This window comes from Bradyrhizobium sp. RP6 (assembly GCF_003837805.1).
Taxonomy (GTDB): Bacteria; Pseudomonadota; Alphaproteobacteria; order Rhizobiales; family Xanthobacteraceae; genus Bradyrhizobium.
The window spans coordinates 581,551-605,848 of record NZ_RQIT01000001.1 but is presented as its reverse complement, the minus strand read 5'-3'; the positions used below and the strand labels follow the sequence as shown (position 1 = coordinate 605,848).

Annotated in this window: 25 protein-coding genes; 10 read left to right on the top strand and 15 right to left on the bottom strand. The window is 64.7% G+C overall.

Annotated elements, in window-relative coordinates:
- Window positions 1-56: 56 nt before the first annotated feature.
- Window positions 57-1,361, top strand: a complete 1,305-nt coding sequence (locus EHH60_RS03295; RefSeq protein WP_124158037.1) for a multicopper oxidase family protein — start codon at window positions 57-59, stop codon at window positions 1,359-1,361.
- A 10-nt stretch (window positions 1,362-1,371) separates the two neighbouring features.
- Here the strand turns inward: EHH60_RS03295 and EHH60_RS03290 are convergent, their stop codons facing one another.
- From EHH60_RS03290 to EHH60_RS03280, 3 genes are read right to left on the bottom strand one after another with little or no spacing between them, the layout of a single operon-like run.
- Window positions 1,372-1,659, bottom strand: coding sequence for an addiction module antidote protein (locus EHH60_RS03290; protein WP_124158036.1), 288 nt, complete (start codon window positions 1,657-1,659; stop codon window positions 1,372-1,374).
- A gap of 1 nt (window position 1,660) precedes the next feature.
- Complete coding sequence (locus tag EHH60_RS03285; protein WP_124158035.1) at window positions 1,661-1,957, bottom strand: type II toxin-antitoxin system RelE/ParE family toxin; 297 nt, start codon at window positions 1,955-1,957, stop codon at window positions 1,661-1,663.
- 59 nt (window positions 1,958-2,016) lie between these two features.
- A complete protein-coding gene (locus tag EHH60_RS03280; protein WP_199751268.1) occupies window positions 2,017-3,516 on the bottom strand; it encodes an NAD(P)H-hydrate dehydratase in 1,500 nt (499 codons plus the stop codon).
- Between the two features lie 378 nt (window positions 3,517-3,894).
- On the opposite strand from EHH60_RS03280, the gene EHH60_RS03275 reads away from it, so the two are divergent.
- Together EHH60_RS03275 and glnA are read left to right on the top strand one after the other, a co-directional pair.
- The gene (locus tag EHH60_RS03275; RefSeq protein ID WP_007603495.1) at window positions 3,895-4,233 is read left to right on the top strand and encodes a P-II family nitrogen regulator; all 339 of its coding nucleotides are present in this window, start codon (window positions 3,895-3,897) and stop codon (window positions 4,231-4,233) included.
- A gap of 153 nt (window positions 4,234-4,386) precedes the next feature.
- Entirely contained in the window at window positions 4,387-5,796 is a 1,410-nt protein-coding gene (gene glnA, locus EHH60_RS03270; RefSeq protein WP_028182123.1) for a type I glutamate--ammonia ligase, read from the top strand.
- A 76-nt stretch (window positions 5,797-5,872) separates the two neighbouring features.
- On the opposite strand, the gene EHH60_RS03265 is transcribed toward glnA, so the two are convergent.
- From EHH60_RS03265 to EHH60_RS03250, 3 genes are all read right to left on the bottom strand, one after another.
- On the bottom strand, window positions 5,873-6,634 hold the full coding sequence (locus EHH60_RS03265) for a slipin family protein (RefSeq protein WP_124158033.1): 762 nt from the start codon (window positions 6,632-6,634) through the stop codon (window positions 5,873-5,875).
- Window positions 6,631-8,013 (bottom strand): NfeD family protein, encoded by a 1,383-nt coding sequence (locus tag EHH60_RS03260; protein ID WP_124158032.1) that lies wholly within the window; start codon window positions 8,011-8,013, stop codon window positions 6,631-6,633. The genes EHH60_RS03265 and EHH60_RS03260 overlap by 4 nt, the downstream gene beginning before the upstream one ends.
- A gap of 699 nt (window positions 8,014-8,712) precedes the next feature.
- Window positions 8,713-9,486 (bottom strand): gamma-glutamyl-gamma-aminobutyrate hydrolase family protein, encoded by a 774-nt coding sequence (locus EHH60_RS03250; protein WP_124158031.1) that lies wholly within the window; start codon window positions 9,484-9,486, stop codon window positions 8,713-8,715.
- A gap of 278 nt (window positions 9,487-9,764) precedes the next feature.
- Between EHH60_RS03250 and EHH60_RS03245 the strand changes: the two genes are divergently transcribed.
- Window positions 9,765-10,916, top strand: a complete 1,152-nt coding sequence (locus EHH60_RS03245) for an AI-2E family transporter (RefSeq protein WP_124158030.1) — start codon at window positions 9,765-9,767, stop codon at window positions 10,914-10,916.
- Between the two features lie 14 nt (window positions 10,917-10,930).
- Here EHH60_RS03245 and EHH60_RS03240 read toward each other — a convergent pair whose 3' ends face one another.
- From EHH60_RS03240 to EHH60_RS03215, 6 genes are all read right to left on the bottom strand, one after another.
- Window positions 10,931-11,227, bottom strand: a complete 297-nt coding sequence (locus tag EHH60_RS03240; RefSeq protein ID WP_035673823.1) for an antibiotic biosynthesis monooxygenase family protein — start codon at window positions 11,225-11,227, stop codon at window positions 10,931-10,933.
- Between the two features lie 118 nt (window positions 11,228-11,345).
- Window positions 11,346-11,582 carry a hypothetical protein gene (locus EHH60_RS03235; protein ID WP_028178830.1) on the bottom strand — a complete coding sequence of 79 codons (237 nt, stop codon included), beginning with the start codon at window positions 11,580-11,582 and terminating at the stop codon, window positions 11,346-11,348.
- 57 nt (window positions 11,583-11,639) lie between these two features.
- Complete coding sequence (locus tag EHH60_RS03230) at window positions 11,640-12,860, bottom strand: GGDEF domain-containing protein (protein ID WP_124158029.1); 1,221 nt, start codon at window positions 12,858-12,860, stop codon at window positions 11,640-11,642.
- Between the two features lie 229 nt (window positions 12,861-13,089).
- The gene (rpsI, locus tag EHH60_RS03225; RefSeq protein WP_028178828.1) at window positions 13,090-13,569 is read right to left on the bottom strand and encodes a 30S ribosomal protein S9; all 480 of its coding nucleotides are present in this window, start codon (window positions 13,567-13,569) and stop codon (window positions 13,090-13,092) included.
- Between the two features lies 1 nt (window position 13,570).
- Entirely contained in the window at window positions 13,571-14,035 is a 465-nt protein-coding gene (gene rplM, locus EHH60_RS03220) for a 50S ribosomal protein L13 (RefSeq protein ID WP_011087726.1), read from the bottom strand.
- 156 nt (window positions 14,036-14,191) lie between these two features.
- Window positions 14,192-14,620, bottom strand: coding sequence for a PaaI family thioesterase (locus EHH60_RS03215; RefSeq protein ID WP_124158028.1), 429 nt, complete (start codon window positions 14,618-14,620; stop codon window positions 14,192-14,194).
- 85 nt (window positions 14,621-14,705) lie between these two features.
- On the opposite strand from EHH60_RS03215, the gene EHH60_RS03210 reads away from it, so the two are divergent.
- The 4 genes from EHH60_RS03210 to EHH60_RS03195 all read left to right on the top strand — a co-directional run bounded on the left by EHH60_RS03210 (window position 14,706) and on the right by EHH60_RS03195 (window position 18,122).
- Window positions 14,706-15,530 (top strand): enoyl-CoA hydratase, encoded by an 825-nt coding sequence (locus EHH60_RS03210; protein ID WP_199751267.1) that lies wholly within the window; start codon window positions 14,706-14,708, stop codon window positions 15,528-15,530.
- Between the two features lie 19 nt (window positions 15,531-15,549).
- Complete coding sequence (locus tag EHH60_RS03205) at window positions 15,550-16,134, top strand: CoA-binding protein (protein WP_124158340.1); 585 nt, start codon at window positions 15,550-15,552, stop codon at window positions 16,132-16,134.
- A 139-nt stretch (window positions 16,135-16,273) separates the two neighbouring features.
- Window positions 16,274-17,554, top strand: coding sequence for an O-acetylhomoserine aminocarboxypropyltransferase (locus tag EHH60_RS03200; protein WP_124158026.1), 1,281 nt, complete (start codon window positions 16,274-16,276; stop codon window positions 17,552-17,554).
- A 223-nt stretch (window positions 17,555-17,777) separates the two neighbouring features.
- Window positions 17,778-18,122 (top strand): hypothetical protein, encoded by a 345-nt coding sequence (locus tag EHH60_RS03195; protein ID WP_124158025.1) that lies wholly within the window; start codon window positions 17,778-17,780, stop codon window positions 18,120-18,122.
- A 21-nt stretch (window positions 18,123-18,143) separates the two neighbouring features.
- On the opposite strand, the gene EHH60_RS03190 is transcribed toward EHH60_RS03195, so the two are convergent.
- Complete coding sequence (locus EHH60_RS03190; protein ID WP_124158024.1) at window positions 18,144-19,226, bottom strand: COX15/CtaA family protein; 1,083 nt, start codon at window positions 19,224-19,226, stop codon at window positions 18,144-18,146.
- Between the two features lie 94 nt (window positions 19,227-19,320).
- Between EHH60_RS03190 and EHH60_RS03185 the strand changes: the two genes are divergently transcribed.
- Window positions 19,321-19,542 (top strand): DUF2842 domain-containing protein, encoded by a 222-nt coding sequence (locus EHH60_RS03185; RefSeq protein ID WP_124158023.1) that lies wholly within the window; start codon window positions 19,321-19,323, stop codon window positions 19,540-19,542.
- Here the strand turns inward: EHH60_RS03185 and EHH60_RS03180 are convergent.
- On the bottom strand, window positions 19,539-20,585 hold the full coding sequence (locus EHH60_RS03180; protein WP_124158022.1) for a polysaccharide deacetylase family protein: 1,047 nt from the start codon (window positions 20,583-20,585) through the stop codon (window positions 19,539-19,541). The two genes, EHH60_RS03185 and EHH60_RS03180, sit on opposite strands and share 4 nt — an antisense overlap.
- Before the next feature lie 128 nt (window positions 20,586-20,713).
- Between EHH60_RS03180 and EHH60_RS03175 the strand changes: the two genes are divergently transcribed.
- Window positions 20,714-21,895 (top strand): GNAT family N-acetyltransferase, encoded by a 1,182-nt coding sequence (locus EHH60_RS03175; RefSeq protein ID WP_124158021.1) that lies wholly within the window; start codon window positions 20,714-20,716, stop codon window positions 21,893-21,895.
- A gap of 48 nt (window positions 21,896-21,943) precedes the next feature.
- On the opposite strand, the gene EHH60_RS03170 is transcribed toward EHH60_RS03175, so the two are convergent.
- Window positions 21,944-24,229: a GumC family protein gene (locus EHH60_RS03170; protein ID WP_124158020.1), complete on the bottom strand. Its 2,286-nt coding sequence runs from the start codon at window positions 24,227-24,229 to the stop codon at window positions 21,944-21,946.
- Between the last annotated feature and the right edge of the window lie 69 nt (window positions 24,230-24,298).

Sequence of the window (24,298 nt, the reverse complement as noted above, 5' to 3'; positions counted from 1 at the left end):
CTTCAAGTAGGCACGATGGCTGGACTTATCCAGCACGGCATGGTCCGGATCACGTCATGAAACCGCGGATTCTTGACTCGACGCGACGTGAGGTTTTGACCGGTCTAGGGGCCTCGGCGGCCGGGTTGATGACCGGCGGCGCAGGGCCGCTCGTGACCGCCCAGCTCGCGCTTCAGGCGAGGCCGGCAACCCTGGCTTTGAAGGCGGGGCAACCAGCTACAGCAATCTGGGAGCTGGCCGCCGTAAGCCATCTCGGGACCGTCCGTCTCAAGCGCGGCGACCGCTGCGAGGTGGTGTTTCGCAACGACCTGCCTGTGCCACTTGCGCCGGTCTGGTACGGCCTCAATGCCGCGACCGCCGCCGACCCGCTGCGAGGGCGCGCGCCCGCCGCGCCGGACACGACCGAAACGTCAATCATTTCAATACCAAGCGCCGGTACCCTGCTGGCTGACTTCCGTCTCTTCGAAGGCGGTCTGAAGCAGCCCGCGCGCCCGCTCGCGATCACCGCGGCCGAGACCAGCCCGGTCGGCGTCGATCGCGACGAGGTCCTGTTGATCGAGGAATGGCGCCTGCGACCGGACGGCACCGCGGTCCCGCCGGGCCAGGACCCGAAGGACGCGACACGGCTCTACACGGTCAATGGCAAGACTTCATTCGAACTCTCAGCCGCGGCCAATGAGCGGCTGCGACTGCGCTTCATCAACGGCTCCCAACGTACTGTTCTGGCACTCAAATTTGGAAGCCACGAGGTCCGCGTGATGGCCCTGGACGGACAACCAGCCGAGCCGTTCCCCGCGCGCAACGGGGCCCTGGTGCTGGCCCCCGGCGGACGTGCCGACGTGTTTGTGGATACAGCCACCTCGGCCGCATTCCTGCTGCATGACGGCAAGGAGACGCACCAGGTGGGCAGCCTCAAGGTATCGGGCCAATCGGAGCGGCGCGCGCCGCTGTTGCCGCCACAGCCGCTGCCGTCGAATGATCTCCCCGAGAAGCTCGATCTGAAAGGCGCCGTGCGGTTCGATGTCGCGCTCGGCGCGGCCGATGCCGGCTGGGCACGGCCCGCAAGCTTCTCCACGGCCTCAGCCCCCGCCTTCCGCGCCAAGACCGGCCGCACCGTTGTTCTGGCCCTGAAGAACCCCGCCCCCGTCACCACGGTCTTCCACCTGCACGGCCATCCGTTCCGCCTGCTCGACAAGCTGGACGACGGCTGGAAGCCCTACTGGCTCGATACACTCGCGATCGAGCCCGGCCAGACCCAGCGCGTCGCGTTCGCGGCGATCTCACCCGGACGCTGGCTGATCGAATCCGTCGTGACCGACTGGGCCGCGCCGCGCCTGGTGCGCTGGTATGGGGTGGAGTGAGATGGGCCGACTAGGCGTGGGGCTTGGCAGTAAGTTCGATTCCGAGCGCCTTCATCACCGCTATCGTCGTTTTGAGCGTCGGATTGCCGTTGGCGCTGAATGAGCGATAGAGCTGCTCACGAGAAAGACCTGTCTCCTTGGCGATTTGCGTCATGCCCTTGGCGCGGGCGACGACGCCAAGGGCATGGGCGATATAAGCGGCATCCTCAGTCTTGAACGCCTCTTCCATGAAGACGGCAATGGCCTCGTCGGATTGAAGGTCCTCGGCCGGGTCATAAGTCGTCAGTTTTTCGGCCATGTCATTCGCTCCACATGACGGCAAGGCTCTTTGCCGCCTTGATGTCTTTCGCCTGCGTGCTCTTGTCGCCACCGCAAAGCAAAACGATGATCGTGTTGCCCCGCTTCTGAAAATAGATGCGGTAGCCGGGGCCGTAATGGATCCGCAGTTCGCTCACGCCATCGCCCACCGGCTCGACATCGCCAGCGTGCCCTTGAGCCAGCCGATCTAGGCGCGACGCAATTAACGCTCTGGCACGCTCATCTCGGAGACGCGATCGCCACCTCCGAAACGTCTCGGTCTGCTCGAGCTCAATCACATGTAGTTTTTGGACTACAAATGATCGTAGATCAAGTGGTCAGCGAAACAATGAACAGCTCAGTATTCGATGCCCAGCGTGTCAAAGATCCGCCGGTGCACGGCCGGCAGCGTCTCGGTCAGGTCTTCCGCGATCAGGCCCGGCCCAGCTTCGCTCGCCGCCTCGCCGTGCATCCAGACGCCGATGCTGGCGGCTTCGAAGGCCGGCACGCCCTGCGCCACGAGCCCGGCAATGATGCCGGAGAGCACGTCGCCGGCACCCGCCGTGGCGAGCCAGGGCGGCGCGTTGGCGGCGATCGTGGCGCGGCCGTCGGGGGCGGCAACGGTGGTGTCCGGCCCCTTCAGGAGCACGACGGCGCCGGAGCGCTCGGCGGCAGCGCGGACGCGCTCGAGCTTGGAGCGGCCGGGATGCTTGTTGCTGAGGTCGGAGAACAGGCGCGGAAACTCGCCCTCATGCGGGGTCAGCACCACCGCATTGTCGTGCGATGCCTTGATCGATTCAAACAGGTGCTCGGGGGTTGCGGCAAAGCTCGTCAGCGCGTCCGCGTCCAGCACCAGATGTCGTTGTGCGGCAAGCGCAGCGTGGACCATATCGCAGGTGCGTTCGCCGATGCCCGCGCCGGGGCCGATGATGCAGGTATTATAGCGCTTGTCGCCGAGCAGCTCGCCGAACTCAATAGCGGTGTCGACGGGGCGGACCATCACCGCAGTCAGTGCGCCCGCATTGATCGCGAGCGCATCGCGCGGGCTCGCCAGCGTCACGAGGCCGGCACCGGCGCGCAGCGCGCCGCGCGCAGCGAGCCGCGCGGCGCCTGTCGCGGCCGCATCGCCGGAGATCGCAAGCACATGGCCGCGCGCGTATTTGTGGCCGTCGATGCGGGGCACCGGAAAGGCGGCGCCCCAGAGGTCCGGATCATTCTCGAAGGTCTGCGGCGCGATCTCGTCCAGCACCTGCGCATCGATGCCGATGTCGGCGACCCGCACCCGGCCGCAATGCATCCGTCCGGGCAGAAGCAGATGCGCCGGCTTCTTGCGGAAGAAGGTGACGGTCTCGGTGGCGTTCACCGCCGCGCCCATCACGGCCGCGCTGGTGCCGTTGATGCCGCTCGGCAGATCGACCGCGAGCACCGGGGCACCGTTGGCGTTGATCGCCTCGATCATTTCGCGCGCCTCGCCGTCGACGGGACGGCTGAGACCGGCGCCGAACAGCGCATCGACGATCAGCGCAGGCCTTCCGATTGCCTGGGGATTGAACGGAAGCACCGGATGCTTCCAGCCGCGCGCCGCGGAGGCCGCATCGCCCTGGAGCTGGTCGCGCTCGCACATCGGGATCACCGAGACCTCCCGCCCCTGGGCGGCGAGTTCGGCGGCTGCGACAAAACCGTCGCCGCCGTTGTTGCCGGGGCCGGCGACGATCAGGATCGGCCCCTCCTCCACCAGCGCATGGGCGGCCTCGGCGATCGCCTGGCCAGCGCTCAGCATGAGCTTGAAACCGGGCGTGCCGGCCGCAATGGCGAGCTGGTCGGCGCGCTGCATCTCGGCGTTGGTCAGAACTTCCATGCCACTTCCTAGTACAAACGCCTCTTCAACAGGCATCTTCCTTGCCGATCCGGCGGCCGGGACATTGATCTGCACATATATTGAACCGTTTGCCTATTTCGTAGTCTTCGGTATTTTGTGCAGATCGGGCCACCACCCAGAGATGCTCGTTAAAAGGCTGATAACGCTCCAATAACCAGGGCATTTGCAACTTGGCATAGACCCTGCTTTCGAGGAAGCCGCTTCGGTCGTCGTGCTCACTGGCATCTACAGGGTGTGGCCGGCCGTTGTTGCCGGACTTGTCAGGGATCCCGGCACAGAGAAGACAAGATCGTGCGTTGAGAAATGCGCATCCTGACGAAGACGTTGCTATTTGATCGAAAGGCCGGGAGTCGCGCAGTGAAGAAAATCGAAGCCATCATCAAGCCATTCAAGCTCGACGAGGTGAAGGAAGCGCTTCAGGAGGTAGGTCTTCAGGGCATCACCGTCACCGAAGCCAAGGGCTTCGGCCGGCAGAAGGGTCACGCCGAACTTTACCGCGGCGCAGAATACATCGTCGACTTCCTGCCGAAGGTAAAAATCGAGATCGTGATCGGTGACGATCTGGTCGAGCGCGCCATCGACGCGATCCGCCGCGCCGCGCAGACCGGCCGCATTGGCGACGGCAAAATTTTCGTCTCCAACATCGAAGAGGCGATCCGCATCCGAACCGGCGAATCCGGGCTGGACGCTATCTGAGCCGGGTGCTATCCCGCATTTTGCGACACTCCGACAAGAAATAAGGCTGCTTCGGCGGCCTGATTTCGTTTGTGCGGTCGCGCGCGAACTCGCCAAAAGCGAGAAGAATCCTGCTCACCTGGAAACCGACCCGCAGAGCCATAAGGGGTATGCATGAAGACCGCCAAAGACGTCCTGAAATCGATCAAGGACAATGACGTCAAGTACGTCGACCTGCGCTTCACCGATCCGCGCGGCAAGTGGCAGCACGTCACGTTCGACGTCAGCATGATCGATGAAGACATCTTCGCCGAAGGGACGATGTTCGACGGCTCCTCGATCGCCGGCTGGAAGGCGATCAACGAGTCCGACATGTGCCTGATGCCCGATCCGGTGACCGCGACGATCGACCCGTTCTTCGCCGAGACCACCATGGTCATCACCTGCGACGTGCTCGAGCCGACCACCGGCGAGCCCTACAACCGCGACCCCCGCGGCATCGCCAAGAAGGCCGAGGCCATGGTGAAGTCGATGGGCGTGGGCGACACCGTGTTCGTCGGCCCCGAGGCCGAGTTCTTCGTGTTCGACGACGTGCGCTTCTCGTCCACCCCCTACAACACCGGCTTCCGCCTCGACTCCTCGGAGCTGCCGACCAACTCCGACACCGAATATGAAGGCGGCAATCTCGGCCACCGCGTCCGCACCAAGGGCGGCTATTTTCCGGTTCCGCCGCAGGACTCCGTGCAGGACATGCGCTCGGAGATGCTGGGGGCCATGGCCAAGATGGGCGTCAAGGTCGAGAAGCATCACCACGAGGTCGCTTCCGCCCAGCACGAGCTCGGCATGAAGTTCGACACGCTGACGCTGATGGCCGACCACATCCAGATCTACAAATACTGCATCCATCAGGTCGCGCACATCTACGGCAAGACCGCCACCTTCATGCCGAAGCCGGTCTACGGCGACAACGGCTCGGGCATGCACGTGCACCAGTCGATCTGGAAGGACGGCAAGCCGGTGTTCGCCGGCAACAAATATGCCGACCTGTCGGAGACCTGCCTCCACTACATCGGCGGCATCATCAAGCACGCCAAGGCGATCAACGCCTTCACCAATCCGTCGACCAACTCCTACAAGCGTCTGGTCCCGGGCTATGAGGCTCCCGTGCTGCTCGCCTATTCCGCGCGCAACCGCTCGGCCTCCTGCCGCATCCCCTACACCGCTTCGCCGAAGGCCAAGCGCGTCGAGGTGCGCTTCCCCGATCCGCTCGCCAATCCCTATCTCGGCTTCGCCGCGATGCTGATGGCGGGCCTCGACGGTATCAAGAACAAGATCGACCCGGGTCCGGCGATGGACAAGGATCTCTACGACCTGCCGAAGGAAGAGCTGAAGCAGATCCCGACGGTGTGCGGCAGCTTGCGCGAGGCGCTCGAAAACCTCGACAAGGACCGCGCCTTCCTGAAGGCCGGCGGCGTGTTCGACGACGACTTCATCGACGCCTATATCGAGCTGAAGATGACCGAGGTCGAGCGGTTCGAGATGACCCCGCACCCCATCGAGTTCGACATGTACTATTCGGGCTGATCGGCCCGAACAGACCACGACAGGCAAAAGGCGCTTCCGTCAGGAGGCGCCTTTTCGTTTGCGCTGCTGCTTCCCGCTAAGGGTTGTTAGGTCGCGGCATCAAATGGTCGAGCAGGCCGGTGGGGAGCGGAAACACCACGGTCGACGAGCGTTCACCGGCGATGTCGTGCAGAGCCGCGAAGTAACGCAGCTGCATTGCCTGGGGCTCCTGCGCCAGGATCCGGCCGGCTTCAACGAGCTTTTCGGCGGCCTGCTGCTCGCCCATCGCATTGATCACCTTGGCTCGCCGCAGGCGCTCCGCCTCAGCCTGTTTGGCAATCGCGCGAACCATGGTTTCATTGATATCGACGTCCTTGATCTCTATGCCGGTGACCTTGATGCCCCAGACGTCAGTCTGCTTGTCGAGGATCTCCTGGATATCGGCGTTCAACCTGTCGCGCTCGGCAAGCATCTCGTCGAGCTCATGCTTGCCGAGCACCGAACGCAACGTGGTCTGCGCGAGCTGGCTGGTCGCCGCCATGTAGTCGCCGACCTTGATGATGGCGCGCTCGGGGTCGACGATGCGGAAGTACAGGACGGCATTGACCTTGACGGAGACGTTGTCCCGCGAGATCACGTCCTGCGGCGGCACCACCTGCACCATCACCCGCAGATCGACCTTGACGAGTTGCTGCACGATCGGGATGAGGAGTATCAGGCCCGGGCCCTTCACACCGGTAAAGCGGCCGAGCGTGAAGACAACGCCGCGCTCGTATTCGCGCAGGATTCGAATAGCCTGGGATAGAAACACGATGACAAGCAGCGCAAGCGCCGCATACGTCAGATATTCCAGCATCATGATGTACCTCCCTCGCCTGTCCGGGCGGGTGTGCGGCGTATCAGCAGCGTCAAGTCGACGACATTGGCGACCTCCACCGTCTCTCCGGGCTTGAAGGTTTCGGCGCCGCGCGCCTGCCAGCGCTCACCGTGGGCGAAGACATGGCCTTCGTTTCCGTTCCAGTCGAGAACCTCGGCGGGCAAGCCGCGCATGGCCTGTGCGCCGACCAGCGCAGGAGCTTTGCGGACGCGCCGAAGCGAGCCAAGCACGATCAGAGCAAAGCCGCTGAACACGACCGCGGTAGTGCCGATCACCCACCACGACAGTTGGTACCCAGGCGCCTCGCTCCTGAAGAGCATCATTGCTCCCAGCACGAAAGCGACGATCCCTCCGAAGCCGACCACCACGGTCGGGTTGAAGGCTTCGACGGTGAGAAGCACGAGTCCGATCAGCATCAGGGCGAGGCCGGCATAGCTGATCGGCAGCAAATTGAGCGCATAGAGGCCGATCAGCAGGCAGATCGCGCCGACGACTCCAGGAGCGACGGCTCCGGGAGACATGAACTCGAAGATCAGGCCGTAGATTCCGACCATCAGGAGAATGAACGCCACATTCGGGTTGGTGATGACCGCCAGGAACCGGGATATCCGTCCGGGCTCGATGGCTTCGACGACAGCATCCTTTGTTGCCAGGCGTTGCGTCTTGCCGCCTGCGAGCTCCACCACACGGCCATCAACCTGCTGCAGCAATTCAGCCTGATCGCGCGCGACGAGATCGATGGCATGTGCCTCCAGCGCGCCGTTGGCAGAGAGCGTTGCGGCCTCGCGGACCGCCTTCTCCGCCCACTCCGCATTGCGGTTGCGCAGCTCGGCGAGGCTGCGGATGAGGGCGACGGCATCGTTCGTGGCCTTCGCCGTCATCGCGTCCTTCGGATCATCCTTCTTGTCTTTGCCATCCTTGTCGGGTGTGCCGCTCGGCAGGCCCGGAAGCGGCCCGCCAATCTGGACCGGCGTCGCCGCACCGATGTTGGTGCCTGGTGCCATCGCCGCGATGTGGGTCGCATAGAGAATATAGGTCCCCGCACTCGCCGCGTGGGCGCCGGAAGGAGCGACGTAGCCGATGACAGGGATGGGCGAGGCGAGCACATCCGCGATGATCTCGCGCATGCTGGAATTGAGCCCGCCGGGCGTGTTCATCCTCAGAAGCACGACCTCGGCGCGCCGTTCGCTCGCCGTGGCCAAAGCCTCCCGCACGTAGCTGGCTGACGCCGGGCCAATCGCACCATCGATCGAAACAACGAAGGCTGCACGGCCGCCCTCCTCCGCTGAGCTGGGAAGGAGGCAGCAGGTCAAAGCCACGACGGTGATCGCCGCAACGAGGGCCGCCTTCATGGTCTGCACGGCAAGGGCTCCCTTGCAGGGCATATGGTATTGTTCTCATGAACCTCAATGCTGCGCGTGGAGATCAACGTTGCGATTGTGCAACGCAATGGGAATGCCCATGCAGGATGGCGATGTGATCGGCTGAGCAGAGGTAGTGGCGGAGCATGCCGACGCCTGATCCTCCCTGCGCCAGGCGCTGCTACCGCCTTACCCTCGCGCCGTCCGCTCCGATTGCGCCGAACGTGCTCGCGATGATCTCGCTCGTCGGCTGCATGATGTCACGTAGGCCTATCGCACGCGACGGATGGAGCGGGCGGCGTGAGGCGTGAGCGCGTCTCCGATTCGACCGCACTGGTGCGATGAACCTTGCGCCGCGGAGCCTTCAGCTTTCGTTCTGCATCTGACTCCAGTTCGTTCTCAAAGAACAAATCAGAGCCGCGAAAATCGGGACGGAGCAATCCCTACTGATTGGTTTATCCAGCACAACTCGAAAGGATCGGGGAGGCTGCGAAATTCCATCCGCGGTGCAGGCCTTGATCTGGAGTTATCGGTGGATCTCATTGCGAGCCACCGGGGTCCGCGCAAAGCGCGGCCCGATGACAGGCTCCGCGAAACAATCCAGAACCCCGCCGCGGAAAGACTCCGGATTGCCTCGCTGCGCTCGCAATGACGGCGTAGCGAGATCATACCCCCACAGCGTCCCGCAGCGCTTGCCGCCTACGCCGCCGCCTTCTGCCTTGCCACCAGCGCTTCGCCAAAGGCCTCGAACAGCTTGCGGTTGATCGGGTTATGCTGCGGATCGTATTCGGCATGCCATTGCACGCCGAGCGCAAAGGCCGGGGCTTCAGCGATCCGGATTGCCTCGATGGTGCCGTCCTCGGCGACACCCTCGATCAGAACGCGCTTGCCGGGTTCGAGAATGCCCTGGCCGTGCAGCGAATTGACCCTGATCTTCTCACAGCCGAGGATTTTCGCGAACGCCCCGCCCGGCGTCAGGTCGACGTCATGGCGGTCGGCGAACACCACCGTCGGATCGGGATGGATCTCGCCGTTCTCGAGCCGGGGCATGCGGTGGTTCATGCGGCCCGGGATCTCGCGTATCTCCGGATGCAGCGAGCCGCCGAAGGCAACGTTCATCTCCTGGAGGCCGCGGCAGATGCCGAACAGCGGGATGCCACGGGAGACGCAAGCGACGGAGAGCGCCAGCGCCACCTCATCGCGGTGGATGTCGTAAGGCTCGTGCTTCTCGCAAGGATCGACGTTGAAACGGGTCGGATGCACGTTGGCCCGCGCACCGGTGAGGATGATGCCGTCCACGGTATCGAGCAGCGCCGGGATATCGGTGATGTCAGGGGAGCCCGCGAACATCAGCGGCAAGCCGCCGGAGACTTCGGCCACCGCGCGCAGATTTCGCTCGCCGACCATCTGGACCTGAAATCGATTTTCGACGCGATGGCAATTCCCGATCACGCCGACGACCGGCTTTCTCATCTGTCGTTCCGAGCCTCCCGGTAAGAAGATTCTGCAAACATGCCCCTCCGATGGAACAAATTCAACAGAAGGGATCGCGGGACGGCAATGCTATTTTCGCGCAAATGCCCGGCCTGGAGCGTCGTGGCAGGCCGGGCGGCGGCGTGTCCGATGGCTCGGAGGGACCTGCAGGCCCGCAAAGACGACGAACGCGCCAAACCGGCGCGTGTCCCGCTTGATCCCCGCCAGGATTTCGCGAAAGAGTGCGCTGGCGCCGCCTCCCTCGAAAAGGATCCAACGTGACGATTCCCAGAGATGAACGCTCCCGGACCCGCAGCGACCTGGCGCGGGACCAGGCCTGGGCGATTTCGGTCGGAGGCATCGGCGTCGTGCTGTTCACCGCACTGCTCGCATTCACATGGTATTTTGCGGCCACCCTGCTGCTGATCTTCACCGGCATGCTGCTCGGCCTCGGCCTCAACGCGCTGGTCCATGCGCTCGGCCGCCGGGTTCACCTGCCTCATACGGTCCGACTTGCGATCGTCTGCGTCGCGCTCGCCCTGCTTCTCGCGGGCATCGCCTATCTGGGCGGCGCCACCATTGCCGAACAGGCATCGCTGCTGAGCAAGACCATCAAGTCGCAGATCGTGAATGTCAGATCCTTCCTGGAAACCCACGGCGTCGACACCAGTTTCTTCGATCTCGGCAACGGTGCGTCGGACGCCTCGGCCACGACGTCGCCGGACGCGGCTCCCGCACCAGCGGCGCCCTCGCGCGGTCCCTTGCCCGGTGCCGGCGCGCTCGCCTCCAGCGGCGGGGCGATCGTGAGCCAGACCTTCAAGCTGCTGCTCGGCACCATTCACGGCGTGGGCAACATCTTCATCGTGCTGTTCCTGGGCCTTGCCTTCGCCGCCCAGCCCACCGTCTATCATGACGGCCTGCTGTTCCTGGCACCGGCGAGGCACCGCACGCGTGTCGCCCTCGTCATCGACCGTACAGCCGAGACGCTGGAGCGCTGGCTGATCGCCCAGATCGTCGTCATGATCGCGGTCGGTGTCGTGACCTGGATCGGGCTTGCGATCATCGGCATCCCCGGCGCGTTCATCTTAGGGATCCAGGCGGGCCTGCTCGCCTTCATCCCCACCGTCGGAGCCATCATCGCCGGCGTCATCGTGGTGCTGGCAAGCCTCGCCTCGGGCTGGATTCCCGCTCTGTCGGCCTTTCTCCTCTTCATGGGTGTGCACGCCATGGAGAGCTACGTCCTGACCCCGATCCTGCAGCGGCAGGCACTCGACATCCCGCCGGCCACGCTGTTCGCGTTCCAGATCCTACTCGGCGTCGTGTTCGGCATCTGGGGCCTCGCGCTGGCGCTGCCGCTAGTCGCCATCGCCAAGGTCGTGATCGACCATTTCAAGACGTATGAGGCGCCGCCGCTCGCCGAGGCAGCCTGACGTCGCTCAGGCCGTCAGGTCGTCAGCACGGTCTCGGTGTGCTCCACCTCGGGGGGCGAGGCAAAATACTGGCCGACGAGGCCGCGCCATTCGGTGAAATTCTCCGAACCGCGGAAATCGACGGTGTGGTTCTCCAGCGTCGCCCATTTCACCATCAGCCTGTAGCGCTGCGGCTTCTCGATTGATTTGTGCAACTCGAAGCCGTGAAACCCCTTTGAACGGCCGAAGGCGGCCTTGGCCTTGGCGACGGCCGCCTCGAAATCCTTCTCGCTACCCGGCTTGACGTCGATTTGCGCGATTTCGGTGATCATCGGTTTCCACCCTTTTCTCGTTCGATCGGCGTGTCTACCCCAGACGGCGACAAAGAAAAAGGCGCCGAAACGGCGCCTGGCTCGCTGGAATGTGCAGGTCTCTTGAATGCAGGCCCGGTCAGGCGAGCAGCAACACGGTGCCCGCCACGATGAACACGCAACCGACGAACATTGCGAACGGCCAATAGCTGCGGTGCTGGCCGTAGCGCCCCTGCGCGCGACGCTCGGCGATCAGCGCCGTCTCGTATTCGTCGGCGGTCGAGAACAGACAGCCGAAGCCGCCGCGTGCGGAGGCGGCGGCTGCTTCGAGCGACATCAGGGTGATTTGCGGATTCTGTCGACGGATCGATTCCATGACCGCAATGGTAGGAATCGAACGGTAAACAGAGGATTACCGCAAGGCCCCTGCGGCTCAGGCGGTGGCCGGACGCGCCTGCGGCGCGCCGATCCGTGCCGCGCTCTGGCGACGCCAGTTCTCCAGCGACAGTGGCAGCTCCTCGGCCGCCTCCACGCGGTTACGGCCGCCGCGCTTGGCCTGGTAGAGCGCGGTGTCGGCCGAGGCCAGCAGCACTTCGAGCTCGGTGCCGGCCGGACCGCCGGCAACGCCGATGCTGACGGTGGTGTCGACCGGCCCCTCATCGACCACCACGCCGGAGGTCTCGAACGCTTCGCGCACCCGCTCGGCGACCAGCACGCCCTCCTCCAGCGAACACGGCAACAGCGCGGCGAACTCCTCACCGCCGATGCGGCCCGAGAGATCGGAGATGCGCAAGTTGCTGACGACGACGGTGGAGAACAGCTTCAGCATCTCGTCGCCGGCGGGATGGCCGAAGCGGTCGTTGATCGACTTGAAGTGGTCGATGTCGAAGATCATCACGGTCACGGGCCGCCCGGCCTTGGCCTCGCGCTCGATCACACGCGCGCAGGCTTCCGAGAAGCCGCGGCGGTTGAGCATGCCGGTCAAAGGATCGGTCGACGCAGCGGTCCGGTGCGCGGTGACGGTGCGCTCCGACACCAGCATGAAGATCACAAAGACCGTGCCGACGGCATAGAGCACGAGCTCGACCGCGAACACGGTGACCCAGATGCTCGAGGAGAAGTCTGCATCGTGCGGACGCAGGAAGCTGCCGACCAGCATCGGCAGCATCAACACGCCGCCATGCAGCACCGGGACCACGAAGGCGGGCCAGCGCCGTTGCAGGCTCTTGCGCCGCTCGACCCAGAGCTCGCTCGCGGTCAGCGCCGCATAGATCGAGACGATAGCTGCACCGACGAGCATGCGCAGCATGGACGCGGCGGGATCGAGCAGCGTCGCAGCAGTGACCCAGGCGAGCGCACCAAGCACGAGGCCGGGCCAGTTCGGCTTGCGGCCGTGGAAGACGCGCGCCGCATTCCACACCATGCCGCAAGCGACGAAACCGGCGGCGTTCAGCGCAAGGTGAATATGCGGGCCCAGCCTGTCGCCCGCCGCGGTCCACAGCGCGACCGAGGCTGCACCGAGGAGATAGGCGGCGCCCCACCATTTCAGCGCGGGGCTGTTCTCCTGCTTGCCGAAAAACACCATCATGGCGCCGAGCAGTGCGGCGACCATGGTGGCGACCAAATAGAGCGTGATGCTATCGAGCGACATCATGTCGGCCCCCTCTAGAACATAGCAGTTACGCGATCGGCACATCCGATTTGCGCGCCCTTCCGAATGCGACGCTATGTCCGGCGGGTTCCATTCAGGTTTTCGCGGATCCCAAAGTTTTCGGGAAACACGCCGTCAATTTGCATACAAACGAACAGCAAAAAGGGCGCTGAATTCAGCGCCCTTTTGCATCTCTTTGAAGCCGCTTTCGCGGCGAATGCGACAAAAGCGATTAACGCTTCGAGAACTGGAAGGACCGGCGGGCCTTGGCCTTGCCGTACTTCTTGCGCTCGACCACGCGGGAGTCGCGGGTGAGGAAGCCGCCCTTCTTGAGCACGCCGCGCAGCTCCGGCTCGAAATAGGTGAGCGCCTTGGAGATGCCGTGACGGACCGCGCCGGCCTGGCCGGAGAGGCCGCCGCCGGCGACGGTGCAGATCACGTCGTACTGGCCGGAACGCTGGGCCACCGAGAACGGCTGCTCGATCATCATGCGCAGCACGGGACGGGCGAAATAGACCTCGACCTCGCGCGAGTTGACCGTGACCTTGCCGGCGCCCGGCTTGATCCAGACGCGGGCGACCGCGTCCTTGCGCTTGCCGGTGGCATAGGCGCGGTTGAATTTGTCGACCTTCTTCTCGTGCTTGGGCGCCTCGGGCGCGGCCGCCGTCTTGAGCTGCGAGAGCTGGTCGAGCGACTGGATGGATTCGGCCATGTTATGCGGCCCTCGTGTTCTTGCGGTTCAACTTGGCGATATCGATCTTCTCGGGCTGCTGCGCCTCATGCGGATGATCGGCCCCGCCGTAGACGCGGAGGTTGCCCATCTGCACGCGGCCGAGCGGGCCACGCGGGATCATGCGCTCGACGGCCTTCTCGAGCACGCGCTCGGGATGCTTGCCCTCGAGGATCTGGCGCGCGGTGCGCTCCTTGACGTGACCGACATAGCCGGTGTGCTTGTAGTAGGTCTTCTGCTCGCGCTTGCGACCGGTGAGGACCGCATGCTGCGCGTTGATGATGATGACGTTGTCGCCGCAGTCGACGTGCGGGGTGTAGGTCGGGAGGTGCTTGCCGCGGAGCCGCATGGCGACGATGGTGGCGAGACGGCCGACGACCAGACCCTTGGCGTCGATCAGCACCCACTTCTTCGTCACCTCGGCCGGCTTTGCCGAAAAGGTTTTCATGTCAGAATTTCCGTGAGGGAGACATCGGCGCGAACACCGCACCGGACTGCGCGAGTTTCTAGAGAAGAGACGCGCAACGGTCAATGCCCACGTACATAAATTACATCAGCAAAATCAATGCTTTAGAATTATGGTGCTATATTACCTGCAAAAAGTTCAAACATTTGGAATGGAATAGGTGGATGTGACGTGGGCAATCGGGTCGGGTGAGGTCCCCGACAGCAGGTTCACTTCCCCGACCGCGAGGCGCTTGCCGAGCTTGAGCAGCCGCGCCTCCGCCAGCACGTCCTGCCCGGGCTGGCCCTTGCGCAGGAAATTGATGTTGAGATTGGTGGTGACCGCTAGCCCGATGGGCCCGATCGCCGACAAGAGCACCACGTACATCGCGAAATCGGCGAGCGCCATCAGCGTCGGGCCGGACACGGTTCCGCCCGGCCGCAGCATTCGTTCGCTGTAGCGCTGACGCAGGAGGCAAGTTTGGCCGTCCGCGCTCTCGATGGTGATGTCGTCGCCGCTGAAGGCCTGGGGAAATTCGTCGCGGAGGAACTGCTCGAGCTCCGCCACGCTCATTTTCGCTAACGCCATGCCGTTCCCACCCTCGCTTCGCTTGTGCTGTTACATTAAGTTATCTGTGTCATCCAATTGCAATCATTTAGCGGAAATCGCGTCAATGTCCGTCCAGGCCGCCCGCGCCCCCTCCCCGCAACAACAGATCCTGCTGCGCGAGATCGTCGGCAGCGTCGCCGTGCTCACGCTGAACCGACCAGCCGCGCGCAACAGCCTTTCGGAGGCGATGATCGGACAGCTGCATGCGAGCCTCAATGCGATCGCCGAAGACAAGCACATCCGTGCGGCCGTCATCGCAGCCAACGGCCCCGCATTTTCCGCCGGCCACGACATCAAGGAACTGACTGCGCGCCGCACCGATCCGGATCGCGGCCGGGCTTATTTTGCGCAGATCATGACGGCGTGCAGCGCCATGATGCAGGCGATCGTGCGCCTGCCCAAGCCCGTGGTCGCTGCCGTCCAGGGCATCGCGACGGCGGCCGGTTGCCAGCTCGTGGCGAGCTGCGATCTCGCGATCGCCTCCGAGGCGGCGAGCTTTGCGACTCCCGGCGTCGACATCGGCCTGTTCTGCTCGACGCCCATGGTGGCGCTGTCGCGCAACGTGCCGCGCAAGCAGGCGATGGAGATGCTGCTGACGGGCGAGCCGGTTCCGGCCGCGCGTGCCTGCGAGATCGGGCTCGTCAATCGCGTCGTCCCCGCCGGCACCGAGCGCGATGCCGCGATTGCGTTGGCTCAGAAGGTCGCGTTGAAATCCGCCTACACGATCAAGCTCGGCAAGGAGGCGTTCTACCGCCAGGCCGAGATGAGCCTCGCGGACGCTTATCGCTATGCGGCAGAGGTGATGACCGAGAACATGATGGCGCGCGACGCCGAAGAAGGCATCGGCGCCTTCATCGAGAAGCGCACGCCGACATGGCGGGATGAATGACAACAAGAAAAGGCAAGTGATGAACCACGACGCCTATCCCGACAACTACATCCGCGGCATCCTCAACAGCGTGAAGTCGATCGCGATGGTCGGCGCCTCGCCGGTCAACGTGCGGCCGAGCTATTTCGCGTTCAAATATCTGGCGCAGCGCGGTTACGACATGATCCCGATCAACCCCGGCCATGTCGGCAAGGAGCTGCTCGGAAAGCCGTTCGTCGCCTCGCTCTCCGACATCGGCCGTCCCGTCGACATGATCGACATCTTTCGCAATTCCAGCCACATCATGCCTGTCATCGAAGAGGCGCTCACGCTCGATCCGCTGCCGAAGGTGATCTGGATGCAGCTCGGCGCGCGCGACGATGCGGCCGCGGCGAAGGCGGAAGCGGTGGGCATCAAGGTCGTCATGAACCGCTGCCCCAAGATCGAGTATGGCCGGCTGTCGTCCGAAATCTCCTGGATGGGCGTGAATTCGCGCACGCTCAGCTCCAAGCGGGCGCCGGCACCGACGCAAGGCATGCGGCTATCCCTCAATCGGATGAGCGTCGGCGGCGGGGATACCGCAGCATCGGATCGCGCTGCGAAAAACAAAAGCGAGCAGAGCTGACGCAATTGCGAAGGATTTCTTTCGCGAACGCGACAATGCGTAGCACGATCATTCCGAGGTGAAGCCGCGCCTTGACGCGGAACGCGACGCCCATCAGCATGCCGCGCGATATTCAGGCCACAAGAACAGGACGCCCTCAATGAGCGATCGCCTTCCGGGATTTTCAACCCTCGCCGTGCATGCCGGTGCACAGCCCGACCCCACCACCGGCGCGCGCGCGACTCCTATCTATCAAACGACCTCTTTCGTCTTCAACGATGCCGACCACGCCGCCTCGCTGTTCGGCCTGCAGGCGTTCGGCAACATCTATACCCGCATCGGCAACCCCACCAATGCCGTGCTCGAAGAGCGCGTCGCCGCGCTTGAAGGCGGCACGGCCGCGCTGGCGGTTGCCTCGGGCCATGCCGCGCAGGTCGTGGTGCTGCAACAATTGCTGCAGCCCGGCGACGAGTTCATTGCCGCGCGAAAGCTCTATGGCGGCTCGATCAACCAGTTCACACATGCGTTCAAGAGTTTTGGCTGGAACGTGGTGTGGGCCGATCCCGACGACATCGCAAGCTTCGAGCGCGCGGTGACGCCGCGCACGAAAGCCATCTTCATCGAGTCCATCGCCAATCCCGCCGGCAGCATCACCGACATCGAGGCGATCTCGACGGTGGCACGCAAGGCGGGCGTGCCGCTGATCGTCGACAACACGCTGGCCTCGCCCTACCTGATCCGCCCGATCGACCACGGCGCCGACATCGTCGTGCACTCGCTGACGAAATTCCTGGGCGGCCACGGCAACTCCCTCGGCGGCATCATCGTCGACGCCGGCACCTTCGACTGGTCCACGGGCGGCAAATATCCGATGCTGTCGGAGCCGCGCCCCGAATATCACGGCATCCGCCTGCAGGAGACGTTCGGCAATTTCGCCTTCGCGATCGCCTGCCGCGTGCTCGGCCTGCGCGACCTCGGCCCGGCGCTGTCGCCCTTCAATGCCTTCATGATCCTCACGGGAATCGAGACGCTGCCGCTGCGCATGCAGAAGCACTGCGACAACGCCAAGGCTGTCGCCGAATACCTCGCGGGACATCCGGCGGTGGCCTCGGTCAGCTATGCCGGCCTGCCGAGCGACAAATACAACCAGCTCGCGCGCAAATACGCGCCTAAGGGCGCAGGCGCGGTGTTCACCTTCAGCCTGAAGGGTGGTTACGACGCCGGCGTGAACCTGGTGTCGAAGCTGCAGCTGTTCTCGCATCTGGCGAACGTCGGCGATACCCGCTCGCTCGTGATCCATCCCGCCTCGACCACGCACAGCCAGCTCGACGACGCCGCCAAGATCACGTCCGGTGCCGGCCCCGACGTGGTGCGGCTCTCGGTCGGCATCGAGGACAAGGAAGACCTGATTGCCGATCTGGAGCAGGCGCTGGGGGCGTAGTCTTTTCCTGTCGTTCCGGGGCGCGCAGGGCGCGAACCTCGGGTGCGCAATTGCGCACCGGGGAACCTCGATCTTGCCTGATCCAGCTCGAGATTCCGGGTTCGGTGCTTCGCACCGCCCCGGAATGACGGCGGCCGTTTTTGGCCGCCGTCAGTTAACAGTCATTAACCACATCTGCCCCATACATCGTCCTTGGATCGCCCCTTTTGATTCGGAGCCGACGATGCTGCGCTGGATGGTGCCTGCCCTGGCCGTGATGCTGACGGTTTCCAGCACGCTCGCCGCCGATCTGCCGGCGACGCCGAAGCGGCGCGCGGCTGTGCCGCCGCAGGATCCGCCGCAGGTCTATGTCGAAACCGATCCGGATGCGCTGATCTCGCCGGCCTATGGCGTCGGCAGCTACATAAGCAACCTGCCGGGCACGCCGCTGCTGCCGGGCTCCCACGCGCTGCCGGGGTATTACGGCCGCCCCTGGAGCTACGATTATCAGGGCGCGTATTACGGCGGGAAACAGGTCGACTATTTCTGGCGCCTGCCCTACGCGTGCGGCGTTTACGGTTATTGCTGATCCGATCAGCCGGGCTCGTGATCAGCCGGGCTGGCTGACCGGAACCGCGCGCGGCTGGGCTTCCGCAGATTGTCGCGAAGCCAGCCGTTCGACCTGCATCACCGCAAGCGTCAACACTACGATCGCGACTGCCTGGTGGGCGAGCGCCAGATCGATCGGCACCTGGTTGAGCAGCGTGAGGATGCCGAGCACCGCCTGCAGGCTCACCGCCGCAAACAGCCAAAGGGCGCCGCTCGCTGCCGACCCTGCGCGCGAGCGCACCGCGTCGATCGCATGCAGCGCCGCCAGCGCGAACAGCAGGTAGGCGGTCATGCGGTGCTCGAACTGCACCGTCAGCACATTGTCGAACATGTTGCGCCACCATGGCGTCTCGAACCACAGCCGCTCCGCCGACGGGATGAACGCCCCGTCGATCTGCGGCCAGGTGTTGTAGGCGCGCCCGGCGCGCAGGCCCGCGACCAGCGCGCCGAAATAGATCTGCACGAAGGTCACGGCGAGAAGCACCGCGCTCGTGAGCCGCAGCCGTGCCGGCGCCGAGATCTGCGGCCGCTCCTTGAGCCGCCGCACCGTCCAGACGATCCCGGCGAAGATCAGAAGAGCCAGCACCAGATGTGTCGCCAGCCGATATTGCGAGACCTCGACCCGCTCGGTCAGGCCCGAGGCCACCATCCACCAGCCGACCGCACCCTGCAGACCGCCGAGCGCGAACAGCAGCCACAGCCGCCGCTTGAGCTCGCCCGACAGGCCGCCGCGCCAGAGGAAGAACAGGAACGGCAAGAGATAAGCGACACCGATGAAACGTCCGAGCAGCCGGTGGCTCCACTCCCACCAGAAGATCTCCTTGAACTCGGACAGGCTCATCCCCGCGTTGAGCTCGCGATATTGCGGAATCTTCTTGTAGGCCTCGAATGCTTCGGTCCACTGCGCCTCGGAGAGCGGCGGAACACTGCCCGTGACCGGCTTCCATTCGACGATCGAGAGGCCGGATTCCGTCAGCCTGGTCGCGCCGCCGACCAGCACCATCAGTGCGATCAGTGCGGCCACTGCGATCAGCCACCAGCGCACGGCGCGATGCGGCTCGGACGGGGTGGACATCGTCGTCATTCGGGACAAAAACCAGGCTTGAACCGGACTGCGTGCCCCTTATAGTCCCCCGCTCCCTCAGTGCAAGTTACGCGAAAGCAGCAAGCTCCCGCCCATGACGATCCGCACCCGCAAGTTCCTCGGCGCCATCCTGCTCCTGGTGCTGGCCACCGTCTGGGCCCTGCTCGGCATGGCGGCGGCGCAGATGCCGTGGATCGCCGAGTCCGGCTGGCGGCAGGCGATCTACTACGTCGTGGTCGGCATGGGTTGGGTGCTGCCCGCGATGCCGATCGTCAGCTGGATGCAGCGGCCCGACCGCGTCAAGACCACTCGCTAAGTCCGGCTCATCGCGCTGCCCGTCGGCTTCACCGGCGCAAAGGCGACACCCGACACCAGCACGCGCATCATCCGCAGCGAACACACCCGTCCGTCCCAGGAAATCCGTGGCAGCGCGCGCAGATTGGTGCGTCCCTCCGCGTCCACGATGCCCGGGATCGTCGACACAGCGCTGGCAAATCCGGCCTCCTCCGCCATGACGACGTGGCTGCGCCGAAACGAAGAGCGTTCGCCGAACGGGAAAGCGAAATGCTTGATCTCGCGGCGGAAAGCCGCTTCCGCGACGGCCTTGCCCATCGTCATCTCGCGCAGCGCGGCGGCATCCTTCATGTTGGCGAGAACGGGATAGTTGACGGTGGCGCTGCCGATCGTCACGAGCGGATCGGCGGACAGCTTCGCAAGGTCCTCCCAATCCATCGACGCCTCGCGCGAGAGCGCGGCGAGATCGATCCTGTAGCGCGTGCAGAGATCGGCGATCGCAGCCGACAGCTCCGCGGGCGGCAACGAGCGCAGCCAGCTCTCGAGATACGAAAACAGCGCCTGCTTCCCGGCCTTGTCGGTGACGGTGAAACGCTGCTCCTTGTCGCCCATCATCAGGCTGATCCGGCTCTCGCGCGCGATCACCTGTTCGAGACCGAGCCACCATGCTTCGCCGACACCGTCGGGAAAGGCGGTGGGCACATAGATCGTGAAGGGTACGGCATGGCGCGTCAGCACCGGATAGGCGAAGTCGATGAGATCCTTGGGCGCGCCATCGAAGGTCAGCGCCACGAAACGGCGCTTCTCCGGCAGCGTCACGGCGCGCCGGCAGACCTCGTCCATGCCGAGGAAATCGTACTTCCACCGCTCCAGCGCGCGAATCGCGCGGTCAAGAAATTGCGGCGTGATCTCGTTCGCGCGCATCGGCTGAAATCCGCGCCGCCGCGGCCGCACGTGCTGGAAGCGCAGGATGGCGCCGGCGCCGCGACTGCGCAGCACGGCCTGGCCGGTGAACCAGGCCAGCTCGAGACGCAGCCGTTCCAGCCATCTGTCGTCGGATGCCAAAATCCCATCCTTCGCGCCCGCCGGCGCCCGTTCCCTCTTCCATCGTCATTACCCTTTGTTGACCTTTGTTTGCAAAGGTCGGCAACAGGCCGAAATACGTATTTCCGATTTCTCGACAGGTTCCGCGAATGACCATGGCTGCGGCGATGCAAAGCCGGACGGCAGAAGCGCCAGCGCGGTCGGAAGCGAGCCGTATCGCGCAGGTCGATGTCGTCACCGATCTCGCCGAGGCCGAGGCGGTCTGGCGTGCCTTCGAGGCGAACGGCCATCTCTTCACCCCTTACCAGCGCTTCGACCTGCTCAGCCCGTGGCAACGCCTGGTCGGCGCCCACGAAGGCGCCCGGCCGTTCATCGTGATCGCCCGCGACGCCGAGCGAGCGCCGCTGCTTCTGCTGCCGCTCTCGCAACGCCAAAGCCACGGCGTGCGCACGGCCTGCTTCATGGGCGGCAAGCATACAACCTTCAACATGGGCCTGTGGAATGCGGAGTTCGCCGCGCGGGCCGCCAGCGCCGATCTCGACGCACTGCTTGCGTCGCTGCGTGAGCATGTCGACGTGCTCGTGCTGACGCAGCAGCCGCGGCGCTGGCGCAGCCAGCAGAACCCGTTTGCGCTGCTGCCGCGACAGAGCTCGATCAACGGCTGTCCGCGACTGGTAATGGAGCCGGGCGGGCCGCCGCCATCGCGGATCAGCAATTCGCTCCGGCGCCGCCTCAAGAGCAAGGAAAAGAAGCTTCAGTCGCTCGCCGGCTATCGCTATCACCTGGCCACGTCGGATGCAGACATCACCCGACTGCTGGACTGGTTCTTCCGCGTCAAGCCGGCGCGGATGGCAGAACAGAAGCTCCCGAACGTCTTCGCCGAGCCCGGCGTCGAACAGTTCGTCCGCAGCGCCTGCCTCGCACCGCGCAGCGAAGGCCGCGTCATCGACATCCACGCGCTGGAATGCGACGACGAGGTGATCGCGATCTTCGCCGGCGTCGCCGACGGCGAGCGTTTCTCGATGATGTTCAACACCTACACGATGTCCGACCACGCCCGCTACAGCCCGGGCCTGATCCTGATGCGCTATATCATCGATCGCTGTGCGGAGCTCGGCTACCGCTCGCTCGACCTTGGCATCGGTTCGGACGACTACAAGCGAATGTTCTGCAAGGACGACGAGGACATTTTCGACAGCTTCGTGCCCCTGACCTCCCGCGGCAAGCTCGCGGCGATGGCAATGTCCTCGCTCAGCCACGGCAAGCGGCTGGTGAAGCAGAACCAGGTGCTGTTCGACATGGCCCGCCGGCTGCGGCAGGCGTTCGGGTAGCTCTCTTCCCTTCTCCCCTTGTGGCCACAAGGGACAGGGTAAAATCTACTACGCCGCAACCACGCGCGGCGTCTCCATTGCATCCGAAGCCTGCACCGGCTTGCTCAGCATCGTCACCTCGCTGAAGCCGACCGCCCTCAGCTGATCGCACATCAGCGTGCGGGCATCAGGTGCCATCGACGCATCGGGCACCACGACGGCGCGGGCATGCGCCGTCAGCAGTTCGGCCGGGAGATCGGAGGCGCTGCCGGCGTCGATCAGCACGTGATCGTAGGCGCGCAGCAGCGCGTCGATCGCGAGCGCCACGCGCGGCGATTGCAGCAGGCTGCGGTCGAAGCCGGGACGGCCCGCCATGACCAGATGCAGCCGCGAGAGTTTGTCGCGGGTGATGATCTGGGTGAACGAGGCCTCGCCCTGCATCAATTCGGCAAGGCCCGGAGCCGACGCATCGACGGATACCGCGGCAATGGTCGGCGAGGATGCGGCGAGATCAACGACGACGACGCGGGCATCGCGCGCCAGGTGCCGGGCGAGCGTCAGGGTCGACAGGGTGATGGCTTCGCCGGGCGCGGTGCCGAGCACCGTGACCTTCTTCGCCGCCGCACCCGCGGCACGCAGGCGGTCGGCGAGATGCTCGATCTCGGCGAACTCCGTCGCATCGGCATCGGCCGTCATCTCCGGCTGAAGCGGCGCCGGCTCTTCCATCACGGGCTCGACGACGGGCTCCACCACCACTTCTTGCCGAGCCACCGCCGACCCCCGCCGAACCGCCGCCGGCGTGAACACAGCCGCCGCGCGCGGCGCGGTCTGACGCAATAGCTCACCGGTGACGACGACACCGGACGACAGCAGCAGCGTCGCGATGGTCGCGATCAGCACGATCGGCAGCTTCTTCGGATAGGCCGGCGTGTTCGACACGATGGCGCGCGAGATGATGCGGCCGTCCGTCGGCGCGGTGTCGATGGTCTCGCGGGTGTTGGCTTCGCGGTACTTGGCCAGATAAGTCTCGAGCAGGTCGCGCTGCGCCTTGGCTTCGCGCTCGAGGGCACGGAGCTGGACATCCTGACCGTTGGTCGAGGCCGCCTGCTTCTTGAGCTGCTCGAGGCTCACGGTCAGGCCGTCGACCCGGCCGCTGGCGATCCGGGCGTCGTTCTCGAGCGAGCGCGAGATCTTGGCCGCTTCGTCGCGGATCTGATTGTCGAGGTCGCCAAGCTGCGCCTTCAGCTCCTTGATCCGCGGGTGATTGCCGAGCAGCGTGGATGACTGTTCGGCGAGCTGCGCGCGCAGCGTCACCCTCTGCTCCGACAGCCGGCGCATCAATTCGGAGTTCACGACCTCGGATGCCTCGATCGGCTTGCCGCTCTGGAGCATCTCCTTGATCAGCCGCGCCTTGGATTCCGCATCCGCCTTCATCGAGCGCGCATTGTTGAGCTGGGTGTTCACCTCGCCCATCTGCTGGTTCGACAGCGTGGTGTTGTTAGTCCCGACGAACAGGCTCGACTTGGAGCGGAAGTCCTCGACCCTGGCCTCGGCCTCCGAGACCTTCTTGCGCAAGCTCTCGATCTCGCCGGCCAGCCACTGGCTGGCGTTCTTGGCCTGCTCCTGACGCACGCTCTGCTGGAGCACGAGATAGCCGTCGGCGATCGAATTGGCGACGCGGGCGGCAAGCTCGGGATCGGCGGACTGGAATTCGATCACGATCACGCGTGACTTGTCGACCGCATAGGCCTGAAGGCGCTCGTAGTAAGCATCGAGCACGCGCTCTTCCGGCGTCATCGAGAACGGATCGCGGCCGATGCCGATGAGCGCGGCAAGCGACTTCAGAGGCGAGATTCCTTGCAGCACCGGGTCGAATTCGGGGCGTTCCGCGAGCTTGTTCTTCTTGATGATCTCCCGCGCGAGATCACGCGACAACACCAGCTGCACCTGGCTGGTGACGGCCTCGGCGTCGAGCGCCTGCCGCTCCTCGGTCCGGTCGCTGTTCGGGCGCAGGAACACGTTCTCGCGGCCGTCGATCAGGATGCGGGCTTCGGACTTGTAACGCGGCGTGACGACATTGACGGCAGCGAGGGACGCAACGAGCGCCAGCACCGTCGGCACGATGACCCAGCTGCGCTTGCGCGCCAGTGCCGCTCCAAGCGCGCGCAGGTCGATATCGCCGGATTCGACTTGGGCCTGCTTCGTGACAACCGGCGCAGTGCCTGCTTCAGCCTTTGCTTCGAGCTTGGCCTCGACCTCGGCGTCGATCTTGGGCGCAGGCTTGGGTCGGGACTTCGAGACAGCCCGCTCGATCACCGCCTTGGCCTTGCCGGCACGCCAGAACGCTAAACGCATCGAACACTCCCGCAGGGCAATGCTGCGACTCTACCTCAACCGGGGCGATTACACTCCATTAAGGTTGCC